We start from the raw sequence: 15,228 nt of genomic DNA, 5'->3' as shown, positions 1-15,228 counted from the left end.
GCACAGCCGATCGGGATAACTGTTCGGCTGTAGCTGGTATAAGAGAGTTTTCATTATGGACAAAATAAAGAAGTTATTAAAAAAAGAAATTGTCAGATATGTAATAGCAGGTGGGGCAACTACGGTTGTAAATATTGTATCTTTTTATCTGCTGCGTCTGTTTACCGATTTGTCAAGAAGCGTAGCGAATATCATAGCTATATCACTGGCGATTTTATTCGCATTCTTTGCAAATAAGTTTTTTGTGTTCACAGAGAGCAGTAAAAAAGATGCAGGAACGCTGATACGGGAATTTATCTCCTTTGTCGGAACGAGGCTTCTTGCGATGCTGGTTGAAGTTGTCGGCACGAATCTGTTATGTGATTCGTTCCGCTACAATGAATTTATATCGAAGATCATTGTTCAGTTCTTTGTAGTCATAATCAATTATGTATTCGGTAAGTGCTTTGTCTTTAAGAAAGAAAAAACGTCAATCCGGATATTTATGAGAAGAAATTATCTTATCCTGCTTGCGGGAGTGATTCCTGCGTGCTTCCTTTTAGGGGTATGGATCGCGGAAAAGATCGGACCGTTTGGAGGAAACAGTCTGACTATGGTAGACAGTCTTCATCAGTATCTTCCGTTTTTCTCAGATTATTATGACAAGTTAAAGAATGAAGGCAGTCTGTTCTATACATGGGATATCGGACTTGGAAGTAATATGTTGGCGATCATCGCATATTATATTGCATGTCCGATCAATTTCCTTGTTGTATTATTCAAAAGAGAACATATCTATATAGCAATGAGTTTGTTCATCGGAATCAAGATCGTACTTTCCGGTATGTCATTTGCATATTATATGCGTGAGAAATGCAGGAATTATAAGACATATGATGCTGCGATCCTGATCTTCTCAACGGCATATGCGATCAGTAATTATGTGATCGGATATTCATGGAATCTGATGTGGATGGACTGTATCATGATCCTTCCGCTCATCATGGCAGGCTTTGAGCGTATGACAGAGAGTGGGGATTATAAGCTCTATGTTCTGTCTTTGTTCTATGCGCTGATGTGTAACTATTATATGAGTTTTATGATCTGTATCTTCCTCGTTATGGTCTTTCTGCTGACAAACCATAAGAGTGTGAAGAGATTCTTTACCGATGGCTTCCGATTTGCCGGATGCTCTCTGCTGGCAGCGGGTATGTCGGCATTTCTGTTGATCCCGGCATATCTGGGATTGAATACAACAGCGTCGGCGACCAGAGTATTTCCGAAATGGGAATGGTATGGAAGTATATGGGATCAGATCAAACAGCTGTTTTATCTGACGAAGCCGATCAAGAACCAGCAGTTTGACGGCGGCCTGAACATTTATTGCGGAACGATCTGTTTTGTTCTGGTATTTGTCTATCTGTTTAACCGGAACATTAAGCTGTGGGATAAGATAAAGAATGTGATCATTCTGGTAGTGATCTTTGCAAGCTTTAATAATAAGCTGTTGAATTATATCTGGCATGGCTTTCATGATCAGTACGGAATTCCGAACCGATTCTCATTCCTGTTCATTTTCCTGATGCTTGCCATGTGCTGTGAGGTGCTTCTGCTTCTGGATAAGAAAGATACCTTTGCGGTACTTCTGGCTGTAGCGTTTGGATATGGTTTCCTGATCTTATCCTATAAGAAGTGTACGATTGAGCGTCAGACCCTGATCTGGACTGAGATATTCCTGACGGTATATGCATTGTTAATACTGGCATTTACCCTGACAAAGGGAGTCTGGCGGAAGCTTGTCATATATGTACTGACCATAGCCTGTCTGGTAGAGACGGTCACAAATGGAATTAAGGGATATGACAGCAACGGATATGTCGATATCAGCCAGTATTTTGGCATGGAATCATCGATGAATCAGGCGATCGATACACTGGACTGTAAGGATAAGGCATATAGGGTAGAGCTGATGAATACAAAGATCGTAGATGAGCCTACTTATTATAATCTTAAGAGCGTCTGTCTGTTCGGATCGACAGTGTCCGCTGATCTGGTTGATATGATGCATGACCTTGGATATTACACAGGCGCAAATGAATTCCTGTTCGACGGCGGTAACACCTTATCCAATTCATTACTGCGTGTGCGTTATCTGTTACAGAGAGAGGGCGAATATAATTATTTTGATGTCAACTATGTAACAGATGTAGATGGAGTGAACATATATGAAAATCCATATGCGTTAAGTCTTGGCTACATGGTAAATAATGACCTGTTAGATTATGATGGTACGATCGGTAACATGTTCGATACCTTAAATCAGTTCGTGAAGCTGTCAACCGGTGTGCCGGGTGTATTCTCACAGTTATATCCGGAAGTAACGATGTACAGTGATAACTGCGAGCTGTCACATGATAGTGATACCAGTGAGTATTATTCCTATACAAGAACGGACAACAGTAAGTGCGATTTCCAGCTGAGCTTTGATGTGACGGACGAGTCTGCAGATATCTATATTCTGGCAAACAGCTCCGGTATCAATAAGGTAAGGATCTATGTAGACGGAGAGGAACAGAATTATGAGAGACTTCAGAACCAGACTTACCATGTCGGACATCTGGTTCAGGGACAGACCGTAACGGTTGAGTATTGTTTTCAGAGTTCACAGGCGAACAGCGGAAGTGCCAGATTGGTCGTATCTTCCTTTAACTGGGATTCCTTCTTACAGGCATATGATATATTAAGTGCTCAGCAGATGCTGGTTGGTAAAATGGAAGATGGTTATGTGAAAGGATATATGACGATCGACTATCCGGGACTGCTGTTTACATCCATCCCGTATGATAAGGGTTGGACAGCTTATGTAGATGGCAAGAAGTATGAGATCGATACGGTAGGAAATGCTTTCATAGCCTTGAAGCTTGCGGCCGGAGAGCATGTGATCGAGTTCAGGTATTTCCCACCGGGCTTGAAGCTTGGACTGATTCTTACATTTGCATGCTGGATCTTGTTCGGATTCTTATGCGGAAGAACACAGCTTCAGAATCGCCTGGAAGGTGCGGCATCCGGCAAGCGGAGACGCAGAAGTCGGTCAGGTGAAATCTCCGATGTAGAGCCATCAGATATAATAGAGGTATCAAAGGATGATGAGAGGCTTCCGGAGTCTGTACGGAATGAAGCTGAACCGCCGACAGATGATGATTATTACAAGCATGTAGATGAGATCCTTAAGGATGTATTTGACGATGACAAGAAGTAGAAATCGGGAATCTGAGCATCTGCAAGGCGACCATTTGAAGGCTGTAGATAGGATGTATAACATAGATAAAAAATGAGTGGCGTACATCCGGTAAATTTGTTTATATCTGACATATTATAAAAAGAAACAGAATAATGTTGTTAGTTATATATAGTAAAAAATATCAAAAAAGGCCTATAGATTTTATGAAAAATCTATAGGTTTTTTTATCATCTCGTTGACCTTAACATTCATTTATAATATAATAACATGTGGAGTCAAAGTATTAGATTCAAAAAAGTAGAAATAGAGGTGCATCAATGGAGAAAATTAAGGAGTTGGGTTGGAAACCGGTCGCAGCAGCCGGTGCGGTACTTGGTCTTCTGGCTGGTATCTTAGGTGTTGCAGGGGTAGGAGCGGGTGCTCTGATCGTTGGAATACTTGCTGCGATTGTAACATTTGGAGGCTTGTTTATCGTCTGCGGTGACAGTGCCGGAGGCAATGGTGGAAAGGGAGATAAATATAAGAAATTATTTATGAACCTGCCAATCGGATTTGCGCAGGCAAAGATCATAGAAGATCCTGTAAACGGAACCAGTTATCAGATCGTAGATGCAAACGAGATCTTTGGCGAGTACTTCAAACTTGATGTCAGTGATTACACCGGCAAGAACCTGAAGGAGAGCAAGATTGAAGTTCTTCAGGATATCAATGCATGGTTCACGGCATATAATAACTCCGGAACAAAAGAAGGAGATCTGATGGATGTCGAGATCACGATGGAATCCCTTCAGAAGGTATTCAATACCGTAATGTATAAGTCAGAAGCAGATTACATTAACATGGTCGTTATCGATATCACAGATCAGAAAGATACAGAGAACAAATTGTCCAAGGCAATTGTTGATGCGAATGCAGCCTATAAGACACAGGCTGAGTTCCTTGCAAATATGAGCCATGAGATCCGTACACCTATCAATGGTATTCTGGGTATGCTCCAGCTTACATTGATGGCAGATGATCTTCAGGCAGATTACAGAGATAATCTTGTAACCGCAAAGAACTGTGCGGATACATTGCTCCGACTGATCAATGATATTCTTGATATCAGTAAACTGGAAGCAGGAAAATATAAGATCAAAGAAGAAACATTTGATATCAAGCAGGCGATCGAGGAGACGGTTGCTGCACAGGTACCACTTGCAAATAATAAGGGGTTACAGCTCGACTGTTCATTTGGAAACAATATTCCAAAGCTGGTAAAGGGCGATGGACAGAGAATTCAGCAGGTATTAAACTGTCTGTTATCAAACGCGATCAAGTTCACCTCTGAAGGAAGTGTCCGTGTTAAGATCGCATCCATGGATATGGAAGGGGAAAATAAAGTTAAGATCCGTATGGCGGTTGCAGATACCGGAATCGGTATTTCAGAAGCAAACATGAGCAAGCTGTTCATCCGTTTCAGTCAGGTTGATTCTTCTGATACAAGAAGATACGGCGGATCAGGACTTGGACTTGTAATCACAAAGCAGATCGTTGAACTGATGGGTGGTAACATTCAGGTTCAGAGTAAAGAAGATATTGGTTCTACTTTCATCGTAGAAGTACCTATGAAGGTTGTAAAGGCATCTGATGATGCATTAGAAGAGGTTGAAAAGGAAGAAGAACCGGCAGTATTCTCAATCAATGCACACAGCAAAGCAAGAATCCTTGTAGCAGAGGATGAACCGGTTAATCAGCAGGTAATCGGTAAGCTGCTTGGTATGGCAGGCTTCTCTTATGATATTGCAGAGAATGGTCAGAAAGCAGTTGAACTCTTCAAGCAGAAGATCTACGATGCCGCTTTATTCGATGTACAGATGCCTGTTATGGATGGTATCGCAGCTACGCAGGAGATCCGTGAGATCGAGCAGAAGGAAAAGAGAAAGAGACTTCCAATTATCGCAGTAACGGCGAGAGCGATGTTCGGCGATAAGGAACGAATCCTTGAGAATAAACTGGACGATTACATAGCTAAGCCATACAATCTGAATGATGTTGTTGAGACATTAAATAAATATATTGATGATTAACGTAAGGGGGTCATTTGAAAATGGCAGGTAATTTTTTTCAGAATGCATTTGAAAAGACAAAGTCATTAGCCAATCAGGCAGTTGACAGTACAAAATGTGCTGCACAGAAGACGAAGATAAAAGGTAAGATCTCATCTGAGAATTCAAATCTTGACAGAATCTATACAGAGATCGGAAGATATTATTACAATCTGAATAAGGAAGAAGCACCGGAGGAGATCAAGCATCTGTTCGACAGCGCTGCAAAGGGCCTGGAGAATATCGCAGCTCTGGAGAAAGAGTACAGAGAAGTAGAGGAACAGGAACACCGTATTATGAACAGTGGCAACCAGTATCAGCAGACGCCACCACAGGGTATGTATAATCAGCAGATGAACGGAATGCCGCCACAGGGTATGTACAATCCACAGATGAACGGAATGCCACCACAGGGTATGTATAATCCGCATATGAATGGAATGCCACCACAGGGCATGTATAATCAGCAGATGAATGGAATGCCACCACAGGGCATGGCACCGCAGATGAACGGAATGCCACCACAGGGTATGTATAATCCGCAGATGAACGGAATGCCACCACAGGGCATGGCACCACAGATGAACGGAATGCCGCCACAGGGTATGGCGCCACAGATGAATGGAATGCCACCACAGGGTATGGCACCACAGACGAATGAGATGCCACCGCAGCAGAATGTCGCACCTGCACCACAGGCAGAGCCTGTACAGGAATCTGCACCGGCAGCTGCACCTACATCCCAGCCGGAAGCAGTTCCACAGAACGAAGAAAATGTTTAAATAAAAAACAGACATAAAAATACAGTCCCCATATAGCCAGGTTAGTTATATGGGGGCTGTGTTCGTTAATTTGTTGTTTCTGTTGTTGAGTCTTCCGTTGGTAATACTGCATCTCCGGGAGGATTTCCATCTTCCCATTCACAATCCGGAAGCTCCCCAATTACTGTTTCGGTATAAGCAAGCTGAGATTCATTCGCCATGCGGTATATATTATATTCATAACAAAGCCCTGCAAAGAGGAGAGTTAAGATCGCGATCATTAAGAGAACCAATGTAGATCTGATATAAGCAGAGGTTGAAAGATCTTTTTGCAGGGTCTCTCCATCCTTTGATGTAAGATAAGTGATCACTTGATCTTTGGGCTCTCCAAATTCTTGTTTTAATGTAGTTAAAGTGATAACAGCACCTGTCTCGGCATATTCCTCTATCGTAGAACGGATATCTGAAAGAAATTGTCGCTCCATTTTACGATACACAGGAAGTGTTCGTTTTATATCATGTAAATAACGCTTAACTGCATGTTGTTCCTGCTTATTCATGGATTTCCTCATCTCCTGTATAGTTTAAAATATTATTGATCGCCTCGTGTGTTTCCCGGTAATCTTTTAACAGAAGCTCTAAACGCTTTTTACCCGAAGCTTCCAGATGATAGTATACACGCATTAGACGTTTCCCGGCAGGCATCTTATAATCAGAGATCAAGCCTGCATCAATTAATTTGTATAGTGCCGGATACAGTGATCCTACAGGTATATCCATGACACCATTTGTCTGTTCTTTTAAAATCTGAGTTAATTCATATCCATAATAGTCTCTCAGACTTAACAGATACAGAACCATAAGTTCAACAGATCCCCTCCTGAAATTACTTTTGTTGTTGTCCATAGCAACACCTCGCTTATATTTGAATCTATTAATTCTTAAGGTTATGTGTTCCGAATATAGACTTATAGATTCCTAATATATTATAACATAGGATTTTTATAAGTAAAGTATTATATGATATAAAAGTTAAACTTATATATAGAAATACTTTATTTAGAAAAGCTAAAATATTGTTGACAAAGGGATAATGCAGAGTTAATATAGTGCGTGTAATGATACAGGGATTTATGAGCATGCAATTATATTATCTATCTGGTTACAGATTGGTAAGTCAAAAGAAGTGTACAATTTTAAGAATCATTGTGAAGACTTGTCAATAGTATTTAAATGAAGGAGGGAGGATAACGAAAAGCAAATTTTTTGGTAATGGGTATAGTAATATTCGTTAGACATAGAAAAATATTCAAAAAAATGTTTCAGATAAAAGAGGTAAAAACGAATAGTAATGAATTACAATACTAAAGAAAGGGGTATATGATAATTAATTTAAAATTATCATACAGTGTAAAATGAAATATAATTTAAAAGGTTTAATAACAATATTACTTGTAGTAATTCTTTTGTTTAATGTTACTGGTATAGTAAAGGCAGAAACGACAACTGATAAGAATACAATAGACTATCCATATACTATATTTGCGGAATCTGATGAGAACGGTGCTATTACAATTAATGCAGATAATTTTTGCATAAATGGCAATATAGCCACGAATGGCACAATTGTTTCTAGTGGCAATATGAATATTAATGGAAGTAAAAAAGAAAATGTTAATGAGAATGTAATTTATATTTTTGATAAAATTGAATCGCAATATTTTACTAATTGTAAAATTGAGAAATATACCGATGATTATATGGTTAAAGATCAAAATATAGATATTAACACACCTGTGGAGGTAAAGGGAGATATTACTCTTAGTGGAAATGTAAACATTAATGCGCCAATTAAAGCTTATAGGGATATTTCACTGCAGGGTGAAGTGAAAAATTCAAATGATTCTATAATTTATTCAAAATATGGAGATATTGTTATTGATAGTTTAAATGTAAATTTAAATGGATTAATTTATGCTCCGTTTGGTAATGTTGAGATTAAGGCTCAAAATCTTAATCTTAATAATATTGTTATTATTGCAAATAGTATAACATTTGAATGTTCAAGTATAAACGCTAATTATAATAAAAAAATAGCAAATTTTGTGGGGGTTAATTCAGAGAATTTTGTTATTCCATATGAAGATTATATTTATTTTTTGAAATCACGTAGTGATTTATATGATAACACAGAATGCGGTGATATTGATGTTGATAAGTTTATTCAATTAAGTGATGATATAAGCGAGTATGCAAATGTAGATATAGAATATGATGGAATGCAGGTGAAGAAATATATTACAGATTTGGATGAAATATATGGTGATAGCATTACATCCCTAACTGGTTTTAGCTATGAAGAAATTGCTAAAAAAGTACTTTCTATGCAATATGGAGTTGATAAGGGTCAAGTTGTATTGGGAAAATCTATAAATCTTTTAGATGCGAATAATATAAACACATATAAGGGCTTTAACTATGTTATAGAAGGAAATAAAGGCTATATTACAGTTGCAACACATTCAAAGGAAGCTTTAATCAAAGATGTTGTTGAGGGAGAAATTTTACCAGAAAAATATGGTGATTTATATTATTTATCATCTGGTGAATTATATTATAAAAATATAGATTATTATACATTAGATGGTGTGTGTATAGATAAAGATGAATTTTCTGAATTTTTAAGAGAAAGGAAAGAACAGTATTACAATCTTACTTTGAATTTGCTTGCTGACTTAGAGACAGAATGTGTTTATCAGTTAAATAATCTTATATATGTTGATAATTATAACTATGATGATATGTTATTGCAAAAAAGATATGATGGACAATCTGGTTCGGGATATGGTGGTATCGATAACTGTGCCAAATATTTGAAAGATAGATATGGCGGAACTATAACTAAAACATCTTCAAAATCTTTAACAATGGCAACTTTTTCACAAAGTAGTCTTGATAATGGTTCTAATTGCTCTTTAGCAGCAATAACTAGAGTGTTATATTATTATAACAAAAATGGATATACCAAAATAAGTAATGATTATAAAACTATATATAGTAAGGTTAAAAAAATTGCAAAAAAATATGGATATACATCTCGTGATGGAATTTCAGCAACAAAAATAAATAATGTCGTTAATGATGTACTTAAAGATTATGGATATAGTAAAAGTAATTGTAAAGGAATATATGTATGGAATTTTAAAAATCAGGTAAAGAAAGAAATTGATAATAATAGACCAGTAATTATGAATATAGCTAGAGGGTATTATGGTAATCACACAGTAACGGTATGTGGTTATGCAATATATAAAAGAAGTTCAAAAAAATCTAAAATCAGTTCAAATAAAACCTATAATATGATACAGGTTTATGATGGTTGGACAACATACAAAAGATTTATTGATTATTCAGCATTTGCTTATGACTTAGTAACATCAGGATTCGGTTCTTTTAATACCGTAACAATGAAAAAGTAAGGGAAAAATTATGTGGAGTTTTCATTTATTAATTATAGTGTTTATAATAATATTGATTATCACTATGGTTATGTTTTTAATAAAAAAGAAATCTGTGGGTTTAATTATGTTGATAGCAATATTAATTTTGTGTGGAGCGGGAGTAGTACTTTATAATACGGTTTTTTACAATAATTCGAAATATATTACAATTACAAATAAAAACAATAAAGAATTTACTATAAATATAAAAAACCATTTGTTGCAATATGAATACACATATGCCCAATTCAGTAGTGACGTATCTTTTGATATTCTTCAAAAAGAGTTAAAATCACATTATAATAATGCGTATTATGATGATACATTAGATCAGTATGTATTTATAGAAGATAATGTGATATATACCATTAAATATTATGAACATTCTAAGTTTTTATGGATGGACAGATATAAATATTTATTTTCGGCTAATACAATCGAAATAGAAAATGATTCAAATATTTATAAGATTTCATTTCCAAGAGAAGCAATTGCCGAAGAAGAAATATTTAGTACGCAAATGGAACTTAAATGTGGGTACGAAGAAATAAAACCATACTATAGTGCATTTACTAATGCAAAATTTATAGATAATAAAATTATATTGGACTATTATACACAAAAAATAGTACTTTCATTTAAAGATAATACTGTAAAGATTGAAATCCAGAAATAATTATAGAGTTATCTTGCGTTATATGGAGAACGGCAAACTGCAAAAGATTCGGTAGCGTGCAGCATATCTGAGGCTTTAAAAGCAAAATTTAAGATTTGATATATACCAGATGCAGAAAGATATATGCTAAAATAAGGTATCAATTTCATATTGATCACAGAGGGACATGTAAAGGCGAATTATATGAAAGGGAGAAAACATGAAAAAAGCGTTTAAATGTTTAATGAGCAGCATATTGATTTTTGCTATGGTGGTAACAACAGGTATCAGCAGTAAAGCCGCAGAGCTTAAGGATGGAACTGTTTCACAGGCTTCCGTTCAGGCATCGGAAGCAGAGTTATGTGGAAGTAATGCAAAGGGAGGCATCACGACACATTCATGGAAACGGTGGATAGCTACGAATACCACATGGCATTTTTATTCGATATATGCTGTATATGAGATACCCGATAAGCTGAAAAATGCAGAATGGACGGTATCGAATAAGCAGATTGCCAAAGTTGTAAAGACGAAGAATGGCATGGCGATCAGAACCGGTAAAAAGACAGGAACTGTAGTTGTACAGACAAAATATAGAAGTGAGTCAGGAACGGTTGTATATAAGATAAAGATTCAGGTTGTGAAAGCACTTTCGGCATACAAGGGAAAATCTGTGAAAGCAGAGCTTGTTGAGCTTGATTCGGACTATATGATGGTTTGTTATATGCTGTATAACGGAACCAACAAAGAGCGCAGATACAACAATAACAGGAAACTCAAAAAGTATGAAAATGGCAAATGGAAGACAGTAGCAGAAAAGAATATTACATGGACAAATTGGTATGACCTGCCGGCACATAGCCGCAAATATGTTACATTCAATCTGGGAGATCATTATGATCTTTCAAAGCTGAAAAAAGGGACATATCGTTTATACGTTGGATACGGCAAAAAGTATATTACATTCAAAATCAAATAGCACAATGCGTCTATGATTCAAAATAGCACAAGTGCTGAAAATTACATATGTGTATCAGAAAAAGATCTGTTTCGGCAGGTCTTTTTTTGATGTCAGAAAATGGGTAAAGGTGAATTATCAAGGTAATGTAATGGTTTTTATCGAGAACAGATTACCGATGGAAAGATGTGCTGATTTGTGTCATGTGCGGGAATCTGTGTCAAGTTCAGAATGGTGAAATATAGTTTATTTTCTGCGTATTTACTTCGCTTTTTCAGAATGCTAACGTATGGATACGCTCTTGACGGACACGAAGATGAGTAGCTGTTCACAGGAGAAATATATAGGTCAGATGAAAGGAGGGAGAGATATCGGCAGAGATTGAGAACACAGGTATGATTCTGGTTGCGGGTATCGCAGCATTATATGACATCAGAACATGGAAGATTCCGAATTGGCTGATCCTGTTAGGACTTGAGACAGGTATTTTTATCACCGTTTGGCAGAATGGAGTTCGTATCGGAAGTATTCGTGTACTTGCAGGGATATGGATTCCAATCGGTATTCTGTATGTGATGTTTCTGGCAGGATGGCTTGGTGCGGGAGATATCAAATTATTCTCGGCTGTCGGAGCATTTTGTGGATTTATGATCTGGAAGATCTTGCTGTATGCATTTATTGCAGGTGGAATTTTGTCATTGTTTTATGTGATAAATCTGCTCATCCGCAAAAAGAAACGGCGTGGTTTGGATGGCAGGGCAGAGAGACACAGGATTCATTTTTCTCTGGCTATCTGGCTGGCGTGTCTGGTGTATGTAGTATATGGATAAAGGAGGTTGCTGTATGAGACAGAGAAAGCTTGGCATCTGTGATCCGGATATCAGATATGCAGTTAGTCTGATGAACTATATTAATGCTGATATCGGAAATTCTTTTCTGGCATTTGCATTTTCAACGAGAGAGAGTCTGTCGGAATATCTTACAGGCAATCATCTGGATCTGGTACTGGTTGCGGAAGACTGGATGGCTGATGCGGCGTTCTGGGATACATACACAGAGCTGTGTGTGATAGGAATGTCGGAGCATAGTGCAGAGAATGTTATTTGTAAGTATGAAGATGCAGACAAGATCGTTCAGGATATCCTACGTTTTTTTCGAGCCGGATGTAAGAGCCTGTCCAGTGAATTGTTTTGTTCATATGCTGTTATTTCACCGCTTGGGCGTTGTGGGAAGACAAGATTATCGAAGTGCATCTGTTATCTGGACGAGGTAAGAGGTGGTCTGTACATCGGATTTGAGGCTTATGGGCTTCCTGCAGTTATCGGAGAAGTTCAGGAGCGGTATACGATGTCGGAGCTTGCTTATCTGATCAAGACGAGGTCGGATCAGATACTTGACTATGTGGAACGGAGCGTCATTGCGGATGGGAAGATGGGGGTTATTGATTCTCCCCGATCCTATCTGGATATTCGGAATCTGGATGCGGCAGATATGTGTTGGTTCTTAGATCGGCTCTATGCATGGGGCAGATACACCACGATCGTATGTGATATTGATGGAGGCGTACTTGGTGACAGTTCGGTTCTGGAAGCGTTTGACCATGTGATCGTGCCGGTGTTTGATGAAGCATATGCGAAGGAGAAAGTGAAAGTATTCCGGAATTGTCTGAAACGGCAGGAGCTTGGAAAGATCGTCAGCCGCATGAAGTGCGTAGAAGTTCCAAATGCTGAATATGACAGTGCGGAGATGATTCGTTGTGCGGGAAACCTCATGGAAGAAAATGGCAGGGAGGGTAGCAGAAGATGTTATGGAACAGGAAATAAAGAATGAGATGAAGCAACGCATCCTTGCGGAGCTCGATATGTCACAGGAAATTGATGATATGGAAGTCAGACGGCTGGTCGATCAGTGCATTATGGAATATAAGGGAACGACAGAGCTGCCATTGCCTGCACGGATAAAACTTAGAAAGGAGCTGTTTAATACTGTAAGGCGGATGGATGTATTGTCGGAATTCCTTGAGGATGAGAGCGTGACGGAGATCATGATCAATGGCTATGACAATATCTTTATTGAGAGATCCGGCAGGGTTTATAAGGTTGATCAGACATTTGAGAATGAGGAACGTTTGGCTTCGATCATTCAGCAGATCGTCGCAGGCTGTAATCGTATTGTAAATGAGGCGGTTCCTATCGTGGATGCCAGACTGGCGGATGGTTCCCGTGTGAATGTGGTATTGCCGCCGATTTCATTAAATGGACCGACGATGACGATTCGTAAATTTCCGAAAGAGAAAATGACGATGGAACGCCTGATTGAGGTTGGGGCATTATCAGAGGATGCGGCAGAGTTCCTTAAACGGCTGGTGAAAGCTCGGTACAATATCTTTGTATCAGGAGGAACCGGAGCAGGCAAGACTACGTTTCTAAATGCATTATCTGATTATATCCCACAGCAGGAACGGGTTATTACGATCGAAGATTCTGCGGAACTACAGTTGAAGAATGTAGTAAATCTCGTTCGGCTGGAAAGTCGGAACTCAAATGTAGAGGGAACGAATGCGGTTACTATCCGGGAGCTTATTAAGTCCAGTCTTCGAATGCGGCCGGATCGTGTGATCGTAGGAGAGGTTAGGGATGCGGCTGCCATTGATATGCTTGCGGCTATGAATACCGGACATGATGGGAGCCTCTCTACCGGACATGCGAATTCTTCCGGAGATATGATCACTCGTCTGGAATCTATGGTATTAATGGGAATGGAGCTTCCGCTGGAAGCTGTTCGCAGACAGATCGCATCTGCTGTAGATGTCATTATTCATCTTGGAAGACTGAGGGATGGTTCCAGAAAGGTGCTGGAGATTGCCGAGGTGACCGGGATGCGTGAAGGACTGGTAGAACTTCATACGATATATGAGTTTGAGGAGATGGTGGCGGGAGAAGAACAGGAGGTTACAGATATGGTTTATGCGGCAGCAGGAACACTGTCGGAACAAAATGTGACAGATGGTTTTCAGCTGCAGAAGGTTACAGGCAGACTTCGGGCGCGGGCGGAACTGCTGCATCAGGAGAAGTTCCTACGTGCCGGGATAGCTTACAAGAGCGTATTATGTGCGGAGGTAAGGTCAGAAGGTGCCGGGGTGTGAGATTTTCGGAAGGATCTCCGATAAGGTTTCCGGCAGTATTTTCAGAAGGATCTCCGGTAGGGTTACCGGCGGCATTTTCGGAAGAATCTCCGGTAAGGTTACTGGCGGAAGATTTGACAGAAAGGAAGAAAGGGATGAACAGACAGGAGGATACAAGAAGAAAAACAGATTATAGAATATACAGACTGTCTCTGCCTGAGGTGGCGGTGTGTCTGATCCTATATCTGGGGCTTGTCGGGATCATTAGTTTTCTATATTACAATTCTCCGCTTCCTATACTGATTGCAGCGCCGGGAGGTGTGGCGGCACTTCGAGTCTTTCGAAGCAGATGCATAGAGAAACGACAAAGGCAATTATATGTCGAGTTTAAGGATATGGTGCAGTCGCTTGCGGCAAGTATGGGAGCAGGATATGCATTTGAAAATGCATTTACGGCGGCATATGAAGAAATGCGCAAGTTATATGGAGATTCTGGTCTTATCGTGAAGGAATTGAAATGGGTGATACGTGGGCTTCGAATGCATGAAGATATAGAATATCTGCTTCAGGATATGGGGGAGCGTTCCGGAGTTCGTGAGATATCGGAATTTGCGCAGGTTGTCGGTGTGGCAAAACGAACCGGTGGCAACATGGTTCACATTATGAAAGCAACGGCGGCAGATATCAGCCGGAAGATGGAAGTGGAGCTTGAGATACAGACGATGATCGCAGCGAAAAAATATGAACAGAAGATTATGTTGATCGTTCCATTTTTCATTCTAGCATATCTGCGGATCGCAAATGGAAGCTATATACATATTTTGTATGAGAATATAGCAGGCAGACTGATTATGACAATCTGTTTGGCTGTAAGTATCCTTTCTGCTGCGTGGAGTAGAAAAATGATCAGGATAGGAGTGTGA

Annotated in this window: 13 protein-coding genes; 11 read left to right on the top strand and 2 right to left on the bottom strand. The window is 39.1% G+C overall.

Annotation, left to right across the window (positions count from 1 at the left end; translation table 11 throughout):
- Window positions 1-55 precede the first annotated feature (55 nt).
- From LK416_10195 to LK416_10185, 3 genes are all read left to right on the top strand, one after another.
- Window positions 56-3,238, top strand: a complete 3,183-nt coding sequence (locus LK416_10195) for a YfhO family protein (GenBank protein UEA74025.1) — start codon at window positions 56-58, stop codon at window positions 3,236-3,238.
- A gap of 299 nt (window positions 3,239-3,537) precedes the next feature.
- On the top strand, window positions 3,538-5,289 hold the full coding sequence (locus tag LK416_10190) for a response regulator (protein UEA74024.1): 1,752 nt from the start codon (window positions 3,538-3,540) through the stop codon (window positions 5,287-5,289).
- A 20-nt stretch (window positions 5,290-5,309) separates the two neighbouring features.
- Window positions 5,310-6,089 carry a hypothetical protein gene (locus tag LK416_10185; protein ID UEA74023.1) on the top strand — a complete coding sequence of 260 codons (780 nt, stop codon included), beginning with the start codon at window positions 5,310-5,312 and terminating at the stop codon, window positions 6,087-6,089.
- Between the two features lie 65 nt (window positions 6,090-6,154).
- On the opposite strand, the gene LK416_10180 is transcribed toward LK416_10185, so the two are convergent.
- Window positions 6,155-6,628, bottom strand: a complete 474-nt coding sequence (locus LK416_10180) for a hypothetical protein (protein UEA74022.1) — start codon at window positions 6,626-6,628, stop codon at window positions 6,155-6,157.
- Complete coding sequence (locus tag LK416_10175) at window positions 6,621-6,974, bottom strand: PadR family transcriptional regulator (protein ID UEA74021.1); 354 nt, start codon at window positions 6,972-6,974, stop codon at window positions 6,621-6,623. Before LK416_10175 ends, LK416_10180 begins: the two co-directional genes overlap by 8 nt.
- A gap of 509 nt (window positions 6,975-7,483) precedes the next feature.
- On the opposite strand from LK416_10175, the gene LK416_10170 reads away from it, so the two are divergent.
- The 8 genes from LK416_10170 to LK416_10135 all read left to right on the top strand — a co-directional run bounded on the left by LK416_10170 (window position 7,484) and on the right by LK416_10135 (window position 15,228).
- The gene (locus LK416_10170) at window positions 7,484-9,547 is read left to right on the top strand and encodes a hypothetical protein (protein UEA74020.1); all 2,064 of its coding nucleotides are present in this window, start codon (window positions 7,484-7,486) and stop codon (window positions 9,545-9,547) included.
- 106 nt (window positions 9,548-9,653) lie between these two features.
- Entirely contained in the window at window positions 9,654-10,244 is a 591-nt protein-coding gene (locus tag LK416_10165) for a hypothetical protein (protein UEA74019.1), read from the top strand.
- A gap of 199 nt (window positions 10,245-10,443) precedes the next feature.
- Window positions 10,444-11,202 carry a hypothetical protein gene (locus tag LK416_10160; GenBank protein UEA74018.1) on the top strand — a complete coding sequence of 253 codons (759 nt, stop codon included), beginning with the start codon at window positions 10,444-10,446 and terminating at the stop codon, window positions 11,200-11,202.
- A gap of 374 nt (window positions 11,203-11,576) precedes the next feature.
- Window positions 11,577-12,011 carry a prepilin peptidase gene (locus LK416_10155; protein ID UEA74017.1) on the top strand — a complete coding sequence of 145 codons (435 nt, stop codon included), beginning with the start codon at window positions 11,577-11,579 and terminating at the stop codon, window positions 12,009-12,011.
- A 13-nt stretch (window positions 12,012-12,024) separates the two neighbouring features.
- Window positions 12,025-13,011, top strand: coding sequence for a hypothetical protein (locus tag LK416_10150; GenBank protein UEA74016.1), 987 nt, complete (start codon window positions 12,025-12,027; stop codon window positions 13,009-13,011).
- Window positions 12,989-14,326, top strand: a complete 1,338-nt coding sequence (locus LK416_10145) for a CpaF family protein (GenBank protein UEA74015.1) — start codon at window positions 12,989-12,991, stop codon at window positions 14,324-14,326. The genes LK416_10150 and LK416_10145 overlap by 23 nt, the downstream gene beginning before the upstream one ends.
- Window positions 14,313-14,501 (top strand): hypothetical protein, encoded by a 189-nt coding sequence (locus tag LK416_10140; protein ID UEA74014.1) that lies wholly within the window; start codon window positions 14,313-14,315, stop codon window positions 14,499-14,501. Before LK416_10145 ends, LK416_10140 begins: the two co-directional genes overlap by 14 nt.
- The gene (locus tag LK416_10135; GenBank protein ID UEA74013.1) at window positions 14,461-15,228 is read left to right on the top strand and encodes a type II secretion system F family protein; all 768 of its coding nucleotides are present in this window, start codon (window positions 14,461-14,463) and stop codon (window positions 15,226-15,228) included. The genes LK416_10140 and LK416_10135 overlap by 41 nt, the downstream gene beginning before the upstream one ends.

The organism is Lachnospiraceae bacterium GAM79 (assembly GCA_020735665.1).
Classification (GTDB): domain Bacteria; phylum Bacillota; class Clostridia; order Lachnospirales; family Lachnospiraceae; genus Coprococcus.
This window is presented reverse-complemented; position numbering and strand designations above follow the sequence as displayed.

Excerpts from the sequence above, each read along its gene's own strand:
- LK416_10195 (UEA74025.1), top strand. The coding sequence starts at position 56 with ATGGACAAAATAAAGAAGTTATTAAAAAAAGAAATTGTCAGATATGTA.
- LK416_10190 (UEA74024.1), top strand. The coding sequence starts at position 3,538 with ATGGAGAAAATTAAGGAGTTGGGTTGGAAACCGGTCGCAGCAGCCGGT.
- LK416_10185 (UEA74023.1), top strand. The coding sequence starts at position 5,310 with ATGGCAGGTAATTTTTTTCAGAATGCATTTGAAAAGACAAAGTCATTA.
- LK416_10180 (UEA74022.1), bottom strand. The coding sequence starts at position 6,628 with ATGAATAAGCAGGAACAACATGCAGTTAAGCGTTATTTACATGATATA.
- LK416_10175 (UEA74021.1), bottom strand. The coding sequence starts at position 6,974 with ATGGACAACAACAAAAGTAATTTCAGGAGGGGATCTGTTGAACTTATG.
- LK416_10170 (UEA74020.1), top strand. The coding sequence starts at position 7,484 with ATGAAATATAATTTAAAAGGTTTAATAACAATATTACTTGTAGTAATT.
- LK416_10165 (UEA74019.1), top strand. The coding sequence starts at position 9,654 with ATGTTGATAGCAATATTAATTTTGTGTGGAGCGGGAGTAGTACTTTAT.
- LK416_10160 (UEA74018.1), top strand. The coding sequence starts at position 10,444 with ATGAAAAAAGCGTTTAAATGTTTAATGAGCAGCATATTGATTTTTGCT.
- LK416_10155 (UEA74017.1), top strand. The coding sequence starts at position 11,577 with ATGATTCTGGTTGCGGGTATCGCAGCATTATATGACATCAGAACATGG.
- LK416_10150 (UEA74016.1), top strand. The coding sequence starts at position 12,025 with ATGAGACAGAGAAAGCTTGGCATCTGTGATCCGGATATCAGATATGCA.
- LK416_10145 (UEA74015.1), top strand. The coding sequence starts at position 12,989 with ATGGAACAGGAAATAAAGAATGAGATGAAGCAACGCATCCTTGCGGAG.
- LK416_10135 (UEA74013.1), top strand. The coding sequence starts at position 14,461 with ATGAACAGACAGGAGGATACAAGAAGAAAAACAGATTATAGAATATAC.